General features: G+C 53.6%; 14 protein-coding genes. 8 read left to right on the top strand and 6 right to left on the bottom strand.

From position 1 onward, the window contains the following. Positions 1-60: 60 nt before the first annotated feature. From EYY67_RS22350 to EYY67_RS22335, 4 genes are all read left to right on the top strand, one after another. Positions 61-720, top strand: coding sequence for a DUF1345 domain-containing protein (locus EYY67_RS22350; protein ID WP_095924740.1), 660 nt, complete (start codon positions 61-63; stop codon positions 718-720). Positions 721-881: 161 nt separating this feature from the next. Further along, positions 882-1,700, top strand: coding sequence for a transporter substrate-binding domain-containing protein (locus tag EYY67_RS22345; protein WP_119827004.1), 819 nt, complete (start codon positions 882-884; stop codon positions 1,698-1,700). After that, positions 1,700-2,524 carry an amino acid ABC transporter permease gene (locus EYY67_RS22340; RefSeq protein WP_095924738.1) on the top strand — a complete coding sequence of 275 codons (825 nt, stop codon included), beginning with the start codon at positions 1,700-1,702 and terminating at the stop codon, positions 2,522-2,524. The genes EYY67_RS22345 and EYY67_RS22340 overlap by 1 nt, the downstream gene beginning before the upstream one ends. 26 nt (positions 2,525-2,550) lie before the next feature. Then, on the top strand, positions 2,551-3,687 hold the full coding sequence (locus tag EYY67_RS22335; RefSeq protein WP_131694416.1) for a pyridoxal phosphate-dependent aminotransferase: 1,137 nt from the start codon (positions 2,551-2,553) through the stop codon (positions 3,685-3,687). A gap of 93 nt (positions 3,688-3,780) precedes the next feature. Here EYY67_RS22335 and EYY67_RS22330 read toward each other — a convergent pair whose 3' ends face one another. From EYY67_RS22330 to EYY67_RS22310, 4 genes are all read right to left on the bottom strand, one after another. Further along, complete coding sequence (locus EYY67_RS22330) at positions 3,781-5,568, bottom strand: chitinase (RefSeq protein ID WP_131694415.1); 1,788 nt, start codon at positions 5,566-5,568, stop codon at positions 3,781-3,783. Positions 5,569-6,386: 818 nt separating this feature from the next. Next, on the bottom strand, positions 6,387-7,331 hold the full coding sequence (locus EYY67_RS22320) for a LysR family transcriptional regulator (protein WP_229920925.1): 945 nt from the start codon (positions 7,329-7,331) through the stop codon (positions 6,387-6,389). Between the two features lie 137 nt (positions 7,332-7,468). Then, a complete protein-coding gene (locus EYY67_RS22315) occupies positions 7,469-8,011 on the bottom strand; it encodes a glycoside hydrolase family 108 protein (RefSeq protein ID WP_119827012.1) in 543 nt (180 codons plus the stop codon). Between the two features lie 21 nt (positions 8,012-8,032). Beyond that, positions 8,033-8,479: a winged helix-turn-helix domain-containing protein gene (locus EYY67_RS22310; protein WP_095924734.1), complete on the bottom strand. Its 447-nt coding sequence runs from the start codon at positions 8,477-8,479 to the stop codon at positions 8,033-8,035. Positions 8,480-8,927: 448 nt separating this feature from the next. On the opposite strand from EYY67_RS22310, the gene EYY67_RS22305 reads away from it, so the two are divergent. Beyond that, complete coding sequence (locus EYY67_RS22305) at positions 8,928-11,027, top strand: glycosyl hydrolase family 18 protein (RefSeq protein WP_131694414.1); 2,100 nt, start codon at positions 8,928-8,930, stop codon at positions 11,025-11,027. Positions 11,028-11,137: 110 nt separating this feature from the next. Here EYY67_RS22305 and EYY67_RS22300 read toward each other — a convergent pair whose 3' ends face one another. After that, positions 11,138-12,016 carry a LysR substrate-binding domain-containing protein gene (locus EYY67_RS22300; RefSeq protein ID WP_131694413.1) on the bottom strand — a complete coding sequence of 293 codons (879 nt, stop codon included), beginning with the start codon at positions 12,014-12,016 and terminating at the stop codon, positions 11,138-11,140. Positions 12,017-12,132: 116 nt separating this feature from the next. Between EYY67_RS22300 and EYY67_RS22295 the strand changes: the two genes are divergently transcribed. Then, positions 12,133-13,689 carry an MFS transporter gene (locus tag EYY67_RS22295; RefSeq protein WP_131694412.1) on the top strand — a complete coding sequence of 519 codons (1,557 nt, stop codon included), beginning with the start codon at positions 12,133-12,135 and terminating at the stop codon, positions 13,687-13,689. Here the strand turns inward: EYY67_RS22295 and EYY67_RS22290 are convergent. After that, positions 13,668-14,444, bottom strand: coding sequence for a YdcF family protein (locus EYY67_RS22290; RefSeq protein WP_131694411.1), 777 nt, complete (start codon positions 14,442-14,444; stop codon positions 13,668-13,670). The two genes, EYY67_RS22295 and EYY67_RS22290, sit on opposite strands and share 22 nt — an antisense overlap. 420 nt (positions 14,445-14,864) lie before the next feature. Between EYY67_RS22290 and EYY67_RS22285 the strand changes: the two genes are divergently transcribed. After that, positions 14,865-15,410, top strand: coding sequence for a Csu type fimbrial protein (locus EYY67_RS22285; protein ID WP_095924729.1), 546 nt, complete (start codon positions 14,865-14,867; stop codon positions 15,408-15,410). Between the two features lie 63 nt (positions 15,411-15,473). Further along, a complete protein-coding gene (locus EYY67_RS22280; protein WP_095924728.1) occupies positions 15,474-15,992 on the top strand; it encodes a Csu type fimbrial protein in 519 nt (172 codons plus the stop codon). Positions 15,993-15,996 lie beyond the last annotated feature (4 nt).

Below are 15,996 nucleotides of genomic sequence, written 5' to 3'. Positions count from 1 at the left end.
CCCTGACGGCCAGCGTCTACAGTTAGGTTATCCGTTTCTTTTTGCCAGGTGCCTGACACCATGCGTTTTTCCCTGCTTCACTCTTTTCATGGCCGGAGCCGGTTACTGATTTCCCTCGTTGCCGGACTGCTGTGCTTTTTTGCCCTTCCCGGCCATCTGGGCGTGTTGCAGCGCCTGATGATTGGCTGGAATGTGCTGGCCTGGCTGTACCTGTTTTTTCTGTGGTTTCGCATGTTGCGCACGGAGGCGAAAGATATCCCGCATATCGCCAAAACGCAGGATGAAAGCGCCACGCTGGTGCTGACGCTGGTGACCATCACCTGTCTGGTGAGCATACTGGCGATCCTGCTGGAACTGGGTTCGCTCAAGACGCTGACCGGCACCGCCAAAGGCTTACATATTCTGCTGACCGCCACGACGCTGATTGCCTCCTGGGCGCTGCTGCCGACCTCTTTCGCCATGCATTACGCCCATCATCATTACCTGCGGCGCAGCAAAGACGTGACGCCGATGATCTTCCCCGAAAAGCCGGACGCGCCGGGTTACTGGGATTTCCTGTATTTCTCGTTCACCATCGCCGTGGCGTCGCAGACCGCTGACGTGGCGACCGGCACCACCGACATGCGGCAGATCGCGCTGCTGCAGTCGGTGATTTCCTTCGTGTTTAATCTGGCCATTCTCGGGCTGTCGATTAACGTCGGCGCCGGATTACTCAGTTAGCAGGAGGGCGGGTTTGAAGTAATGCGCTGCCATGAGGGGGATTTTCCGCAGAGTTCACTGTAAGTCTGAAAACCCGGAATTTAGACTTCTATACGTCTAAAACTTAGTGTAGGTTTTTACAATATTTCCCCATTCTGGTTACGTTTAAGGAAACTTTGTTTATGCGCACTCCGTTTGTTGCTGTGACTCTCCTTGCCGCCACGCTGTTTTCCGCCGCCTCGTTTGCCGGTACCACGCTGGATCGCGTGACCAAAACCGGCGTGCTGCGTAATGCCATCGTCAACGACTATCCGCCGTTCGGTTTTATTGATGACAATAATCAGCTGGCCGGTTTTGACGTGGATGTGGCGAAAGCCGTGGCGCAGCGCATGGGCGTGAAGCTGGAACTGATCGCGCCGGGCTGGGAAACCATCGTCGGCGGCAAATGGCAGGGGCGCTGGGACACCTGTATCTGCTCGATGACGCCGAATACCGAGCGCGCCAAAGTGCTGGATTTCCCGACGCCGTATTACAACTCTCCGGCGGTGCTGGTGGTCAATAAGAAAGACGACAGCATCAAATCGGCCGCCGATCTCAGCAATAAAAAGATCGGCGTCGGTATCGGTTCGACTTACGAAACTTACCTGCAAAAAACGCTGGTGATCCCCGGCAGCAAACCGATCGTCTTCCCGTTTGATAACGTGCAGGTCATTCCGAGTGACGAAGAAGTGGCGTTCCAGAATCTGGCGCTCGGGCCGGGTGTCCGCCTCGACGGCGTGGTGTCCGATCTCGCCACCGCCAACGCCCGCATCAAACGTGCGCCGGTATTTAAAATCGTCACCGAACTGTATGCCGAACCGAACTGGATAGCGACCGACAAGGGCGATGCCGAATGGGATAAAAAAGTGGCGGACACCCTGAAATCGCTGCGCGACGACGGCACGCTGGCAAAAATCTCGCAGCACTGGCTGGGTGAAGATATTACGCACGAGGTTCCCTGATGCCGCAACTGCCGGACAGCCAGCCGAAGGTGGACACGCCTGCGCGCTGGCACCACGCACACGCGTTTACCTTTAAAACCGGGCTGACGTGGCTGATCCTGCTCAGTCTGCTGCTCGGCACCTTCAGCAAAATGGGGCTGGACTGGAGTCTGATCAGCCAGAAACTGCCGTTCCTGCTCGGCCTGCGCCTGTCGCCCGACGGTTTTATTCAGGGCGCGGCGCTGACCATTATGATCACCGCCTGCTCGATGTTTTTCTGTCTGCTGATCGGACTGGTCACCGCGCTCGGCCGTATGTCCGGTAACGCGCTGGCGTTCGGCTGCGCCACCTTTTACGCCTCGCTGTTTCGCGGTACGCCGCTGCTGGTTCAGGTGCTGATTATCTATCTGGCGCTGCCGCAGTTCGGCATTGTGCTCGGTGCGCTCAGCTCGGGGATCATTGCGCTGTCGATGAACTACGGCGCGTATCTGGCCGAAACCATCCGCAGCGGCGTGTTGTCGGTGCCGCGTGGTCAGCAGGAAGCGGCGCTGGCGCTCGGCGTGTCGCGCTGGACAGTGGCGGTACATGTCACCGCCCCGCAGGCGCTGCGCATCATCATTCCTCCTGCCGGTTCGATGTTTATTTCGATGCTGAAAGATTCGTCGCTGGTGTCGCTGATGGGATTGTGGGAACTCAATTTTCTGGCGCAATCCTACGGGCGCAGCACTTACCGGTATATGGAAATGCTGGCCACCGCCGCCGCGATTTACTGGATCATGTCGATCGTGCTGGAACTGTTGCAAAGCCGTCTCGAGCGACGTTTTGCCCAGGGGCATCGCCGCTAACTTCTGACTTTTATCGCAGGTACGTCATGGCTTTTCCTGAAGATTTTCGTTTAATCAGCTACCTCTCACGTCTTGAGCACGCCGTGCGCTTTCCGCTGTCCTCGTCCTATCCGGAATCGATGAGCACCGACACGCTGTTTGCGCTGGCGGGCGAAGCACATCGCGCGCCATTTATGCAGGCCGTGCTGGATTACCCGCCGCTGCGCGGAACGCCGGAACTGCTGGCCGCCATCGCGACCACTTACGACCGCATCACGCCTGACGACATCATCAGCTTTGCCGGAGCCGACGAGGCGATTTACGCCTGCTTCCAGATGCTGCTGAACGCCGGTGATCACGCGGTGGTCATTACGCCCAATTATCAGTCGCTGGAAAGCGTGCCACTCTCGCGTTGTGACGTCACCGGCGTGGCGCTCGATGAAAACAACGACTGGGCGCTGAACACTGAAAAAGTGCGCGCCGCCCTGCGCCCTGAAACCAAAGTGCTGGTGATTAACTTTCCGCATAACCCGACCGGCGCGCTGATCAGCCATCAGCAACTCAATGAACTGGTCGACATGTGCCGCGCGCGCGGGATCTGGATCTTCTCTGACGAAGTGTATCGCCTGACTGAGTTTGATCCGGCGGACCGGCTGCCACAGCTGGCGGATATATATGAGCGCGGCATTTCGCTGAATGTCACCTCGAAAGCCTACGGCTTGCCGGGTCTGCGCATCGGCTGGGTGGCGTGTCAGGATAAGGCGTGGATGCGGGAACTGGAGCGCATGAAGCAGTATCTGTCGATCTGCAACGCCCTGCCCGGTGAAATGCTCACCACGATTGCCCTGAATGCCCGCGCCCCGATCCTCGAACGGGTGATGCAGCGTTCACGTCATCAGCTCACCCTGCTGACCACTTTTCTGGCGCGGTATCCGCATCTGTTTCAGCTGTCTCTGCCGAAGGCCGGGGTGCTGGCGTTTGTGCGTTATACCGGTGCGGAAGGCGCACAAGCTTTTGCCACACAACTGGTGGAACAGGCTGGCGTGATGGTGATCCCTTCCGTGGCCTATGCCTCGGAACTGACCGCCGTGCCGGAAGATTTTCTGCGTATCGGCTTTGGCCGGGCGAACCTTGAGCAGGCATTAACAGAAATGGGCATCTGGCTGGATCAACGGCCGTCATAAGATTGCCGTTCAGCGGATGAAAAAAATGGGCGCGGATATCGCACCCATTTTAGTTTTCCCCGATGAACGGAAACCGGACAGCTTACATAAAGGTTACTTACAGGCTTTGATCTCTTTCCACTGTGACCATTCACCGGTGAACGACGGGTTACCTGGCTCATTATTCTGAGTCCAGTAATTCGCCAGATACTCTTTACCTTTCCAGTTAACACTTTCGCCGCCGTTATACACTTTGCCGGCATCCCAGTTGTTGGCGCAGCTGGTGCTGGTGCCTTCATCCGGAATTGGCAGTACCTTCGGCGTGACGGTCAGCACATAGGTTGCCACACTGCTTTTCTTCGCGTCGGAAACGGTCAGGGTGAAGTTGAAGCTTTGTTTGCGGGTGACTACCGGTGCAACAAAACTCAGCGATTCACGATCAGCGCCCGCCAGCGTATTACCGTTCGGCAGCAACCAGCTGTAGGTCAGTTTGTCGCCATCCGCATCGGTAGATTCCGCTGCGTTGAGCGTCACATTCGCCTGACTTTCCACTTCGCCAATCGGACCGGACAGTTTTGCCACCGGCGCGGAATTGCCAGCTGGCGCAGGTGTCGGTTCCGGTGTTGGTGCTGGCGTCGGCGTTGGTTCAGGCGCTGGCGTCACCGCTTCTTCCTGACCGGCGTCATCCACCACTTTCACGTTAAAGAAGTGCTGGACGCAGCGTTTGTAATCGCCTTCCTTGAACGCCGAGAACGGCGTCTGGTAGCCGACCAGCTGACAGGAATACGTCTGGCCAGTCGGCGTTTCTGCTGACCATCCCCAGTCCTGTTCCCAGTACTGTGGCAATGCGCCCGCGCCGCCTTCATCAAACTGCTTCATGTTTTTACAGCCCAGCACTTCATTGGCCGGAACCGGCACGTTCAGGTATTCGGCTTCACTTTTGTAATAGGAAATACGGTTCAGGCCCTGCGCGATTTCCTGTGCGCCACCGCATTCGACACCGCCGTTGATGATCTGAATGGTCACGCCGAACCCCGGGACCAGACCGTTGGCTTTATCCCGATCGTTCGGCTGCCAGGTGCCGTCGATCACATGCAACATGCTCGGTTTCGGCGCCTGCGGCGTCACGAAGAAGAACACCGCGCTGGCGAGGTTCAGCCACGTATCTGCCACCAGCTCCGGTTTATCCAGCAGGGTTCTGACCGTGCCAAACATCGCATCGGAGAACGGTCCGTAGTTGTAGTTATAGGAGAGCTGTTTAGCACCGCGACCGAAGTAGCTGACGAAATCACCGTCGGCATCTTTGCCGCACGGCCAGGTTTGTCCCTGCCAGACGTTCGGATTACATTCACCGTTGTAGCCGCCTTTCTGTCCTTCCTGCCAGCCCATCTCCCGCAGATAGACCAGCCCCTGACGCCATTCGGCTTCCGGACGCCAGCTTTCGTGGCCGCCGGTTTCCTGCGCAAAGTGCGCGAACATGGTGGCCAGCACCTTGCGGCAGATAGCATCGGAATCACGCCCGTCGGTGTAGGTGGCGCACACCGCCGGGAACTTACCAATCGCCTGCAGGAAGCGGGTATAGGTGTAACTTGGTTCGCGCAGAGGGAAGATGTGCTCCCATTTATCGCTGCCCAGAATGCTGTCCACCCGCTTCACGTTGGCCGGGTTATCGCTGCGGCCGGGGGCGATTTTGTCTACCGCATCATTATCCAGCGTGCGGATAGAAGCCTTCACTTCCTGCATCAGCGGATTTTGGGTGAGGCTGTTTTCTTTTTTAATCAGGTCACTTTCTTTGATGACATAGGGGTCTGACGCATCCGCGGCTATTGCCGTCCCCGTACCCGCCAGCAGACAGGAAAGGGTAATAAGAGGAATAAGCGATGTATGTTTAGTTCTGCGCATAAGGATAACCTTATATATTGAGAGACGGAGTTAAATGCTGAAAAACATTTTCTGCATACTGTTAACTGGCCAGAGTGACTGTCACGCGTCCCTGCCCTGTCAGTGAAAAGGCTAATCGCTTCAGCGCATCACCCCCTAATAAAATCAGAGTCATAAACATCATAAAAACAGGATGATGTTTATCAAATAAAGCCTCTCATGCGCACGCAGATTAAAAAAATGCGGACTGATCCACCAGGAATCAATCCGCATCATTTATGACTCAATAATAGACTTCCAGTTACTCAGTGCATTTACTTTTGGGTAAACGTAAAGGTCGTCACCCACCTTTTAACACGGCCAGTCACTATTATTAATAATGGCCCACCTGATACACCTCCAATCCCGGAGGAAACAAAAAACATATTGAAATGCTTATCCCTTTCAATAAAAAATCCGTAAAGTAAAACCGGTAAAAAAACAATACAACATGTTGCGAAAAGCATTTATAAATATCATCCACCGCCGGTTTGGTTTTACAGCGCATAATATCATGCACAACCCCTTTCCGTGAACGACATGACTGTTCCTGAAACTCATCATTCAAACCCGACAAACCCAACGTCTTTTGCCTGAAAGCTGTTCGGATGAAAACCCTGCAGAGGGATGAAGTGCCATTCATATAACTGTCACAATCATCATCGGATTATCACGCAGTAATAATCATTTCACCTCAATAATTAATTTTAATCATCTGGTGCAGATTATCGATAAAACACACATTAAAAATTAAAATATTCTATTGTTAATACGGTCAACCGTATTTCCTGCCCCATTTTTCACACTGACTCGGGACTGTTAAGCTGAGACATCACCAGATGAACGTAACGCCGCTTGCTGCTGTTGCTGAGGTAGTTCATGTAGACGCTGGAGTCATTGATAGAAATTTCCTTTGGAAGATCAAAGCATTTTAATTTACAGTGCCGTTCCTTGATGAAGTAGTCCGCCAGTAATCTGGGAAGCACCGTGAGCATATCGCTGCGTTCAAGGGCGCTGATGATACCGTTGATGGAAGAGGACCGGTAAATCACTTTAACCAGGCCAGCATAGGGCGTATTAATCGTCAGCGTGGTGCCCAACAGGCCGGTAAAATCATTATAAATACCGTCGTTATAAACCGCATGGGGTAATGCGTAGTAATGCATCAGGGCCAGTTCTTTCTGATTGGACAATAAACTGTTAGCACCACATAAAATAACGAAATTATCCATGGAATCTATTTTCACTGAAGTAATTTTATCATGCTGCAGGGCATGATGCGAAATGACCACATCAATGTTTGCCTGCAACAAATTCTTTACCATCTCATCACTCTTAATATTATTCACATTTGAAAATTCAACTTTTACTGTTTTCCCGCTGTCGTTCTTATACATCCGGTTAAAATAATAATCTTCCAGGGCATCCGGGCACATCACCCGTAAAATTGCGCAGGAAGGACCTTCAGTGCGGCTCGACTGTAAAACGTCTTCAATGATGGTGATGGCATTAACAAAAGAATCATGAACATCCAGCGCCGTGGCCGTCGGTTTCAGTCCGGTTGCCGTGCGGTAGAACAAATCCTCCCCCAGATGACGCCTGAGTTTATTTATCGATAAACTCACTGCCGAGGGTGTAAGGCTCAGATTCTCCGCTGCTTTTGAAATATTCCCGGATACAATCACTTCGTTCATTATCTTGATCAGATTGTAATCAAAATTAATTGCACTTCTTTGATTCATCATTCACTCTCCAGATAAAAGGGATAGTTTACTGCGAAATAAATAGCACAGTTCTTTATGCATTTTGTTTTCATAAAAATCCACCCTTTATAGACACAGGTAATGCACAGAGTTCAGAATAAAAAATATTGCGCCATATATTAAAGATTTATCCGTCCCTTCATCCAGCCATAGACAAAGCTTTCATTGGCCGTGCGACCTTCGGCCAGTTCCAGATAACGTTGCCCCTGGCTGCAGTTGAGAGAAGTGACCAGCACACCCGCCCCTTCGGCACCGCGCTTCTGGATAAACTGCTCAAGTGCCTTCAGCGTGCCGGGGCCGATCCTGCCGTCCACCGCGATATCGGCATACTGCGAGCCTCCCTGATTAAACACATTCAGCCAGCGTTGCAGCCATTTGATGCCGACCACCGGCCCCATGTTAGTGCCGGTATCGCACAGTTCCAGCGCCAGTACCGGCGCGATGACATAGACCTTGTCAAAACCCGGCTGATACCAGTAATTTTTCTCGAGGATCAGGTAGGCATCTTCTTTAGTGAAATCGGTCATTTTTCCGGTGTAGCCGTAACTGCGGGCGGTTTTTTCGGTGATCCCCCAGTGGGTCGGGCCGCCGGTATCGTCCGGGTGGTCCACATAACCCCCTTCGTTTTTCAGCACGGAATTGATCACAGGATTGGTAAACATAAGGTATTCCTCCGACAACGGTTAAAGTTGAAGCGTCAGGAACAACGCACTACCGAGCACCAGCAGTGAAACGACAACACCCAACAGCCACCACCACGGCCTGAACCTTTTACCGGGGGGCATTTTTTCCTCCATGACTTCAACCGTGGCTGACGTACTGACCCGTATTCCTGATTTCGGTACGGTGATGAAAAATTCATCCAGCCCGGCAAATTTAAGATCGCGTCGGATTAAATAAAGGGTTTGGGTCAGGCTGGCATCGCTGGTGAATTTACTTCGGCTTCCCCATAATGCTTGTGATATCGCCTCTTTCTCGATGACTTCATCTTTTGCATGCTCGATAATATAACTCAGACAGCGGGCTCTCATTGAGGTCAGTTTAATATTCACATCACTGTGAAGTTTTTTAAACTCCTTGGTTTTTTCATTAAACACATATTCACTGTTTATCAGGTACACAGCCATCATCTTCTCCCCTCCATTATTTCAGTCATCTGAGAAACCCCGCTAAATCTATGCTGATGATTAAGCGTATCTGCTTTTATTATTTTCTCCACAGGCAATAGGAATAATATTAAGTATTTTAGTTAAGATGTGACTGAATCAATAAAAAACGGGGCCTATTGAGTCAGACTCAAAAACAATTTAATTCTCACTCAATATCATGGTGTGGCACAACTTACTGAAAGATAGTGTTTTTAATGATCAATTTGGGATAACTCATTTTGTTATCAGCGTGATTATTGATACTGATAAAATTAGCCAACTTTTACCGCTCAAAAAGCAATCACAAATTTTAGCTTAGTCACTTTTATTTATATCTCAATGTGATTTGCCGGATTTTATTTCCAGGTCGAAGATATCCACCAGCAGCAAACGGCTGTTGATGTATTCATTCAAATCTTAGGAAAATACTATGCCTACCAGCAAAATTATTAAGACCGATGAGCTGACCCAGTCCTCCTATAAAGACGACGGATTTAATCCAGCCACAGAAACAGAGAAATACAGCTATACCTCCGCACGTGTGACTAAACCGGTTTATAACAAATATACTAAAGCTAATAAGCCTAAAGTATTTGGCTATTATACTGACTGGTCTCAATATGATGGCCGTTTACAAAACCCAAAGATTGAGGCAGATAAAAGGGGTCGTGGTTTTGATCTGGCAAATATCCCGCCAACCGCTTATGACAAAATCATCTTTGGTTTCGTCGGCATCGTCGGCGATCAGGGTGAAAAAGCCAATACCGTCGCAAGTGCCGCGCAACAACTGGGCAAATCCACTCATCAGGCAACGTTCCTGGATCCGTGGGGTGACTTTGCCTCCAGCGTCAACAACAATCTCGACAATCCGGGCTGGGTTGAGCTTTCTCCGACCAGCGCGACGCAAGCCAATGTAAAAGGGCTGGTTGGCGGGTTGCGTGATCTGCAAAAACGCGCCAAAGCCGTCGGGCATGATCTGGTACTGTCGATGAGTATTGGCGGCTGGACCCTGAGTAACGGTTTCCACAACATGGCGAAAAGCGCAGATGGACGTACCATCTTTGCCAAAAGCGTGGCCAGTCTGTTCACCCGTTTCCCGATGTTCAGCGAAGTGGATATTGACTGGGAATATCCGGGTAATGCCGGCAATAACAACCCGTATGACGATAATGATGGTGCAAACTATGCGTTACTGCTGGCTGAAATTACCAAAGAGATGAAAGCCATCAAGCGTTCTGATGTGAAAATCAGTATCGCCAGCTCCGCCGTTGTCGCCATTCTGGAAAAATCCAACGTTTCTGCCTTACTGGAAGCTGGTCTGTATGGTATTAACGTCATGACGTATGACTTCTTCGGGACACCATGGGCAGAAAAACTGGCTCACCATACCAACCTGCGTGCGCTGGTTGAAGGCGGATTTGGGGTCGATACTATCGTTGAATACCTGTTGGCTAAAGGCTTCCCGGCCGATCGTATCAACGTCGGTTATGCGGCTTATTCCCGTAATGGGCAGAATGCCGTGCTGGAAAGCTATTCTCCGCTGGAGGGCACTTACTCGCCAAATGAGGGGAAAACAACCGTCGGTTCATTCGAAAGTGGCACCACCGAATGGTACGACCTGGTGAATAACTATCTGGATCTGGAAAGTCAGTCAGGCCGCAACGGCTTTGAGGTGTACACCGACCAGGTAGCGGATGCGGATTACCTTTACAGCAAAGATTCCGGCCTCTTTATGTCCATTGATACCCCGCGTACCGTGCGTGAAAAAGGCCGTTATGTCATTGAAAAAGGGCTGGGTGCGCTGTTTACCTGGACCATCGATCAGGACAACGGTCTGCTGGTCAATGCTGCCCGTGAAGGCCTCGGTTACGCTATCGAGCAGAAAGTTATTGATATGTCACCTTTCTACTTTGAAGGCGTCAATGTCAGTGGTCAGGTGCCGGATGATGAAATCCCTGCAGAAAGCAATGTTGCACCCACCGGTGACATCACCCTGCAGGTGTTCAGCGGTGCGAAAGTGCGTCTGAGTGGGGCGGGTTCTGCCGATAAAGACAACGACAAACTGACTTATAAATGGACCGCGCCAGCCGCGATTGCGCTGTCCTCTTATAGCGCTGTATCGGCAGACTTCACTGCGCCGGAGCTGGTCAGTAAGTCTGACTTCAGCTTCTCTCTGGTCGTCACCGATGAGCATGGTGAGAAATCACTGACCAAATCCATCGTCGTGACGGTGCTGGGTGATGCAGCCATTGAGCCGGAACCAACGCCAGAGCCGACGCCGGAACCAACACCGGAGCCAACCCCTGAACCGACGCCGGAACCGACTCCGGAACCGGAGCCAACGCCGACGCCTACACCAACGCCGTCTCCGGCGGGCAAATATGCCACCTGGGATGCCAGCAAAGTGTACAACACGGGCGACAAAGTCAGTCTGAACGGCAAAGACTATCAGGCAAACTACTGGACTCAGAATAACCAGCCGGGCAAAGCCGAGTTTACCGGTGAATGGTCACAGTGGAAGCAAATCTGAACCTCGTCAGACTTGAGATAAATCTCTTCTGACCTGTAATAAACCTTTTTTGACCTGTATAAAAAGTACCACGGGGCCTGGTGCCCCGTTTTTTATGCGTGTGTGAGATCTCACAGAACTTTTTTTTCGGTCAGAAAATCAATAAATACCCGCACTTTTGGCAGCATATGGCGGCTGCTTGGCCAGACCACTGAAAATTTCCCGCCCTCTTTCAGATAATCAGACAGCACAGCAATCAGCTCACCGGATTCAAGATAAGGCCGCACGATAAATTCCGGTACATACGCCAGCCCCAGCCCCTGCACGGCCGCCTGTAAAATCGACTCCAGATTATTGCTGCTCAGAGCCAGCGGCAGCTCCGGCGGCGTCTCGCCGTTCATCGCCCATTCCTGCCATTGGCCGTTGCCGGGAAAGCGGTAACGCAGGCAGGCGTGCTGATAAAGATCGTCAGGTCTTAGCGGCGCCGGATGGCTGGCGAAATAGGCCGGACTTCCCACAATGGCAAACCCGAACGGCCCGAGACGGCGTGACATCATCTGCGAGTTGCTCAGATCTCCGCTGCGGATGGCGATATCAAACCCTTCATCGATGACATCGGCCATGCGGTCGCTGAAATCCAGATCCAGTTCCACCTCCGGGTAACGCTGGCGAAATTCCGGCAGATGCGGCAACAGCATGCGGTAGCCGATAGCCGGGGCGGTGATGCGTAATTTGCCGCGCGGCACGGCGGAAATGCGCACCAGTTCCTGCTCGGCCTCTTCCAGTTGCGAAACGATATTCTGGCAGCGTTCAAAAAACAGCTGGCCTTCATCGGTCAGGCTGATGCGCCGCGTGCTGCGGTTAAACAACCGAACACTGAGTTTTTCTTCCAGCCGCGCCACGCTTTTGCCCACCGCCGAGGCGGAAATGCCCATACGTTCTGCGGCCGCGGCAAAACTCTGACTTTGCGCCGCCCGGACAAAGGCCAGCAGGCCGTTAAGGTTTTCCATTCTTTACCCTCGTTTATTCGAGCGTTTTCGTCCTGAATCATCGGACTTGTGGCCTGTTTCCGCCAGATTGCCGACATTTTATCATCATCGTTAACCTTAACCCGTTGGGGAAACCAATGCACTCATCAACGACCACAACTCCGGCAGGCAGCCTGCGCGTTCTTTTTACCGTGTGTCTGGCGGCGGTCATATTGCCGCTGAATTTTGTCAGCGGCGCGGTGGCAACACCGGCTATCGCCCGCGAACTCGGTGGCAGCGCGCAGGCGCTGAGCTGGGTAACCAATGCGTTTATGCTCACCTTCGGCTGTTTTCTGATGGCCGCCGGGGCGCTGGCCGATGAACTGGGACGCAAAAAAGTGTTCGTCAGCGGCGTCTCGCTGTTTGCGCTGCTGTCGTTGTTACAGGCGTTCAGCAACAGTTTGCTGTGGATTGATTTACTGCGCGCCGCACAGGGCATCGCCGCCGCAGGGGCGCTGGCGGGCGGCGCGGCAGCACTGGCTCAGGAATTCGACGGCGCAGCGCGTACCCGCGCCTTCAGCCTGATGGGCAGCAGTTTTGGCATCGGTCTGGCCTTCGGCCCGTTCCTTGCGGGGGTGCTGATCGCACACTTCGGCTGGCGTTCGGTATTTTTCTCCGCGACGGTGATTGCCGTACTGGCGCTGATCACCGGTGCAGGCAAAATGCACGAAACCCGTAATCCGCAGGCGACGGGCATCGACTGGCCGGGCACGGCGTCCTTCACCGCCATGCTGGCGCTGCTGACCTGGGCGCTGATGGAAATCCCGCAATCAGGCCTTTACAGCACGCCGGTGCTTTCATTGCTGGCGGGAGCGGCGGTGCTGCTGGCGGTGTTTGTCGCCGTTGAACGGCGCGTGAAAAACCCGATGCTGGATTTATCGCTGTTCCGTTACCTCCGTTTTATCGGCGTACAGGCACTGCCGCTGGCGACCGGTTTCTGTTTTGTGGTGCTGCTGGTGATCCTGCCGATGCTGTTTATCGGCGTCGCGGGTCTGAGTGAAGAACAGGCGGGACTGATGATGATGGCGCTGTCCGTGCCGATGCTGGTGGTGCCGCTGCTGGCGGCGTGGCTGACGCGCTGGATGTCGGCTGGCGTGTTATGTACTTCCGGTCTGGTGATTGCTGCCGCCGGGCTGGGCTGGCTGAGTCAGGCGGTGCTGGCGCAACATGTCACAGGCATGATCGCGCCGATGCTGATTATCGGCACCGGCACCGGTCTGCCGTGGGGGCTGATGGATGGTCTTTCGGTCAGCGTGGTCCCGAAAGAACGGGCGGGCATGGCGACCGGTATTTTCAGCACCACCCGCGTGGCCGGTGAAGGCATTTCGCTGGCGATAGTCGGTGCCATTCTGTCGGCCTTAACGCACAGCGCACTGACGGCGCACTTTACCTCAGACGCGGTCAGTTCAGGAGCAATCGGTCAGGCCGCACAACGGCTGGCGACCGGCAATCTGGCCGTGGCACAGCAACTGATCCCGCAGGCCAGCACGGCGCAGCTTCAGCAGATTTATGCCGCCTCGCTGCATCCGTTGCTGTTATGCCTGATGGCGATCACGCTGTTTTCCGCGCTGGTGGTATTACTGGCGCTGCGCGGCAATCATCAGCAAGACGCTGATACCGCGCCCGCCGTGTGTCAGAAGGATCTGTCACCGTAATCCGCCTCCAGCACCGGTTTCAGCCGGGCATAGATGTCCTCAATCTCCCCCGGGATTGTCACCTCTGCGATAAAGCCCGCACCACGCGGGCCATAACCGCCGGGCGCGTTGCGCAGACGCGGAATTTCGCCGAGCAGCAGTGACACAAAGCGCGGCAGCGACCATAAGCGGTGATGGCCGGTTCCGGCAATGCGCAACCCTTCCCCTTCGCGTTCAAGCTGTGGCACCAACACCGGCCAGTTGAGGAACCTCACCTCAGGCCGGTCGCGCCAGACGTGGCGGAAACTGGCGTCGGTGCGTAACTGCATCAGCGGATCCTGCACCAGCGTGACAGCCGTATGCTGATCCCCCGCCGCCTCCAGCACCCGCCGCGCCTGTAAGGCATTGTCGCCACAATTGGTGGATGCGGTTTCCAGCAAAATCTGGGCCGGTGAACCCCCGAAGTGCTGCACGCCGATGTCATAAAGCACCTCAGCCTCGCTGCGTCCGGCCAGCGGAATGTGCTGATAATCGGGATGCTGGCGAACGGCGTCATACAGTAAATCCGTGGAATGCCCCACGCCACCGGCAATCAGTAAGCGTGAAACGCGCCCCTGCGCCAGCGCCCGAAACGCCGCTTCTGCCGTCGGTAAAATCGCATTCCCAAGCAGGATCAGCAGCGAAGGCGTGCCGGTTATGCCCTTTCCGTCAGTCTGGTCAAAAGCCAGAAAACGCGCCAGCCGGTTCATATCGTTAATGACATCGTCAGAAAACATCAGTAGCTCCGTTGAAGGATTGCTCAGGGCTTATCGATAACAACACATTATTAATGGTTAAATGATCTCATCGTTTGGTTGATGTAACGCAATCATTATCAATGGAAAACAGGAATAAACAGGATAAAAAATGGATAATTTGTAATTTATAGAATTTTTATCCTTATTGAAGGAAATGGAGAAAAGATCCCCTTAAGGTAAATTTATTAACTTATATTTAACCATAACGGCGTTTTTCCTCAGTTGCATAAGGTCAGGGATTCATTCAGTTAACACTGAAAAACATAAGTCCCGGCCTGAACGCTGTTTATTACCCGCTTTTTTATCATTTTTAGCATCACTTACTGACCACCAGAGGATTTCCACATGCAACGACGTTGCATGCATACACAACCGTGTAAGCTGTTATTGGGAGTCATCATGGGCGAAAAAAATTCATTATTACTGGCCGTTCTTGCCGCTGCAACGCTGACATTAGCCGCAGGCGCACAGGCAGCCGGTACCTTAACAGGGCAGGTAGGCGTTCAGCTGACCATCAGCACCGGTTGTACTGTCGGTAACGGCACATCAACGGGGGGGACCAACCAGTGGGGTACCCTGAACTTTGGTAACTACGCGGATCTGACCAGCGTCATCAACGGGACGGTGTTTGGTGCCAATGGCACCGGTGCCGTGACCATCACCTGTAGCACCGGGCTGACCCCGACGCTGTCACTGAATGGCGGTCTGGCGGCAACCGGCGGGCTGCGTACCATGACCTCCAGCGGCACCAGCATTCCTTACCGCCTCTATTCCGACACCGCACGGACGACAGAGATCGCGATAAATACGCCGATCACGCTGACGACGGGCACCACTGCGCAAAATATCCCGATTTATGGTCGTGTGCTGCCTGCTGACCAGACCAGCACCACACCGGCTGCGGGGACGTATAACGATACCGTTGTTGCCACTCTTTCCTGGTAAGGCTGTATTCCATCAGAGTCGATTTCGCCTCTGACTGGCTTTCGATTCAAGGAAGGAAAGATCATGGACATCAAGGTACTGCTGCTACTGCCAGCCGCACTGGTGGTGTCGATGCAGATGCGCATTCCCTTTAGTCAGGCAGCGACGATAGGCATCAGTGCCACGTTGCTGCCCGCCTGTGAAGCGGGAACCACGACGTCCGGCAGCACCAGTTTTGGTACGCTGAATTTTGGCAATTACGCCTCACTCACCAGCGCCATCAACGCCACCAGCGCCCAGCTGGCGGGATCGATCCGCGTCAAATGCGTGACCGGCCTGACCTACAAAATCGTGATGGATGGCGGCAGCAGCGGCGTGGTAACTGCGCGCCGGATGGTTAACACCACCAACAGCGCCTCCACCCTGCAATACAATCTCTACACCACGGCGGCGCGTACCACCGTCTGGGACAACACCACCGGCGTCAGCGGCACAGGTAACGGTGCGGATCAGTGGAGCACGGTTTATGGCCGCGTTCCGGCGCAAACCACGCCCGCCGCCGGGGTTTATCAGGATACGGTGAATGTCACCGTATCCTGGTAGAGGT

Origin of the sequence: Rahnella victoriana, from assembly GCF_004330295.1 — a bacterium.
Lineage (GTDB): Bacteria > Pseudomonadota > Gammaproteobacteria > Enterobacterales > Enterobacteriaceae > Rahnella > Rahnella victoriana.
The sequence above is the reverse complement of the archived record's forward strand: the minus strand, read 5'-3'. Positions and strand labels throughout refer to the sequence as shown.

What these genes read in the sequence shown, in the direction of transcription:
- EYY67_RS22350 (WP_095924740.1), top strand. Translation starts at nt 61, where the DNA reads ATGCGTTTTTCCCTGCTTCACTCTTTTCATGGCCGGAGCCGGTTACTG.
- EYY67_RS22335 (WP_131694416.1), top strand. Translation starts at nt 2,551, where the DNA reads ATGGCTTTTCCTGAAGATTTTCGTTTAATCAGCTACCTCTCACGTCTT.
- EYY67_RS22315 (WP_119827012.1), bottom strand. Translation starts at nt 8,011, where the DNA reads ATGTTTACCAATCCTGTGATCAATTCCGTGCTGAAAAACGAAGGGGGT.
- EYY67_RS22320 (WP_229920925.1), bottom strand. Translation starts at nt 7,331, where the DNA reads ATGATGAATCAAAGAAGTGCAATTAATTTTGATTACAATCTGATCAAG.
- EYY67_RS22280 (WP_095924728.1), top strand. Translation starts at nt 15,474, where the DNA reads ATGGACATCAAGGTACTGCTGCTACTGCCAGCCGCACTGGTGGTGTCG.
- EYY67_RS22300 (WP_131694413.1), bottom strand. Translation starts at nt 12,016, where the DNA reads ATGGAAAACCTTAACGGCCTGCTGGCCTTTGTCCGGGCGGCGCAAAGT.
- EYY67_RS22340 (WP_095924738.1), top strand. Translation starts at nt 1,700, where the DNA reads ATGCCGCAACTGCCGGACAGCCAGCCGAAGGTGGACACGCCTGCGCGC.
- EYY67_RS22345 (WP_119827004.1), top strand. Translation starts at nt 882, where the DNA reads ATGCGCACTCCGTTTGTTGCTGTGACTCTCCTTGCCGCCACGCTGTTT.
- EYY67_RS22310 (WP_095924734.1), bottom strand. Translation starts at nt 8,479, where the DNA reads ATGATGGCTGTGTACCTGATAAACAGTGAATATGTGTTTAATGAAAAA.
- EYY67_RS22295 (WP_131694412.1), top strand. Translation starts at nt 12,133, where the DNA reads ATGCACTCATCAACGACCACAACTCCGGCAGGCAGCCTGCGCGTTCTT.
- EYY67_RS22285 (WP_095924729.1), top strand. Translation starts at nt 14,865, where the DNA reads ATGGGCGAAAAAAATTCATTATTACTGGCCGTTCTTGCCGCTGCAACG.
- EYY67_RS22330 (WP_131694415.1), bottom strand. Translation starts at nt 5,568, where the DNA reads ATGCGCAGAACTAAACATACATCGCTTATTCCTCTTATTACCCTTTCC.
- EYY67_RS22290 (WP_131694411.1), bottom strand. Translation starts at nt 14,444, where the DNA reads ATGTTTTCTGACGATGTCATTAACGATATGAACCGGCTGGCGCGTTTT.
- EYY67_RS22305 (WP_131694414.1), top strand. Translation starts at nt 8,928, where the DNA reads ATGCCTACCAGCAAAATTATTAAGACCGATGAGCTGACCCAGTCCTCC.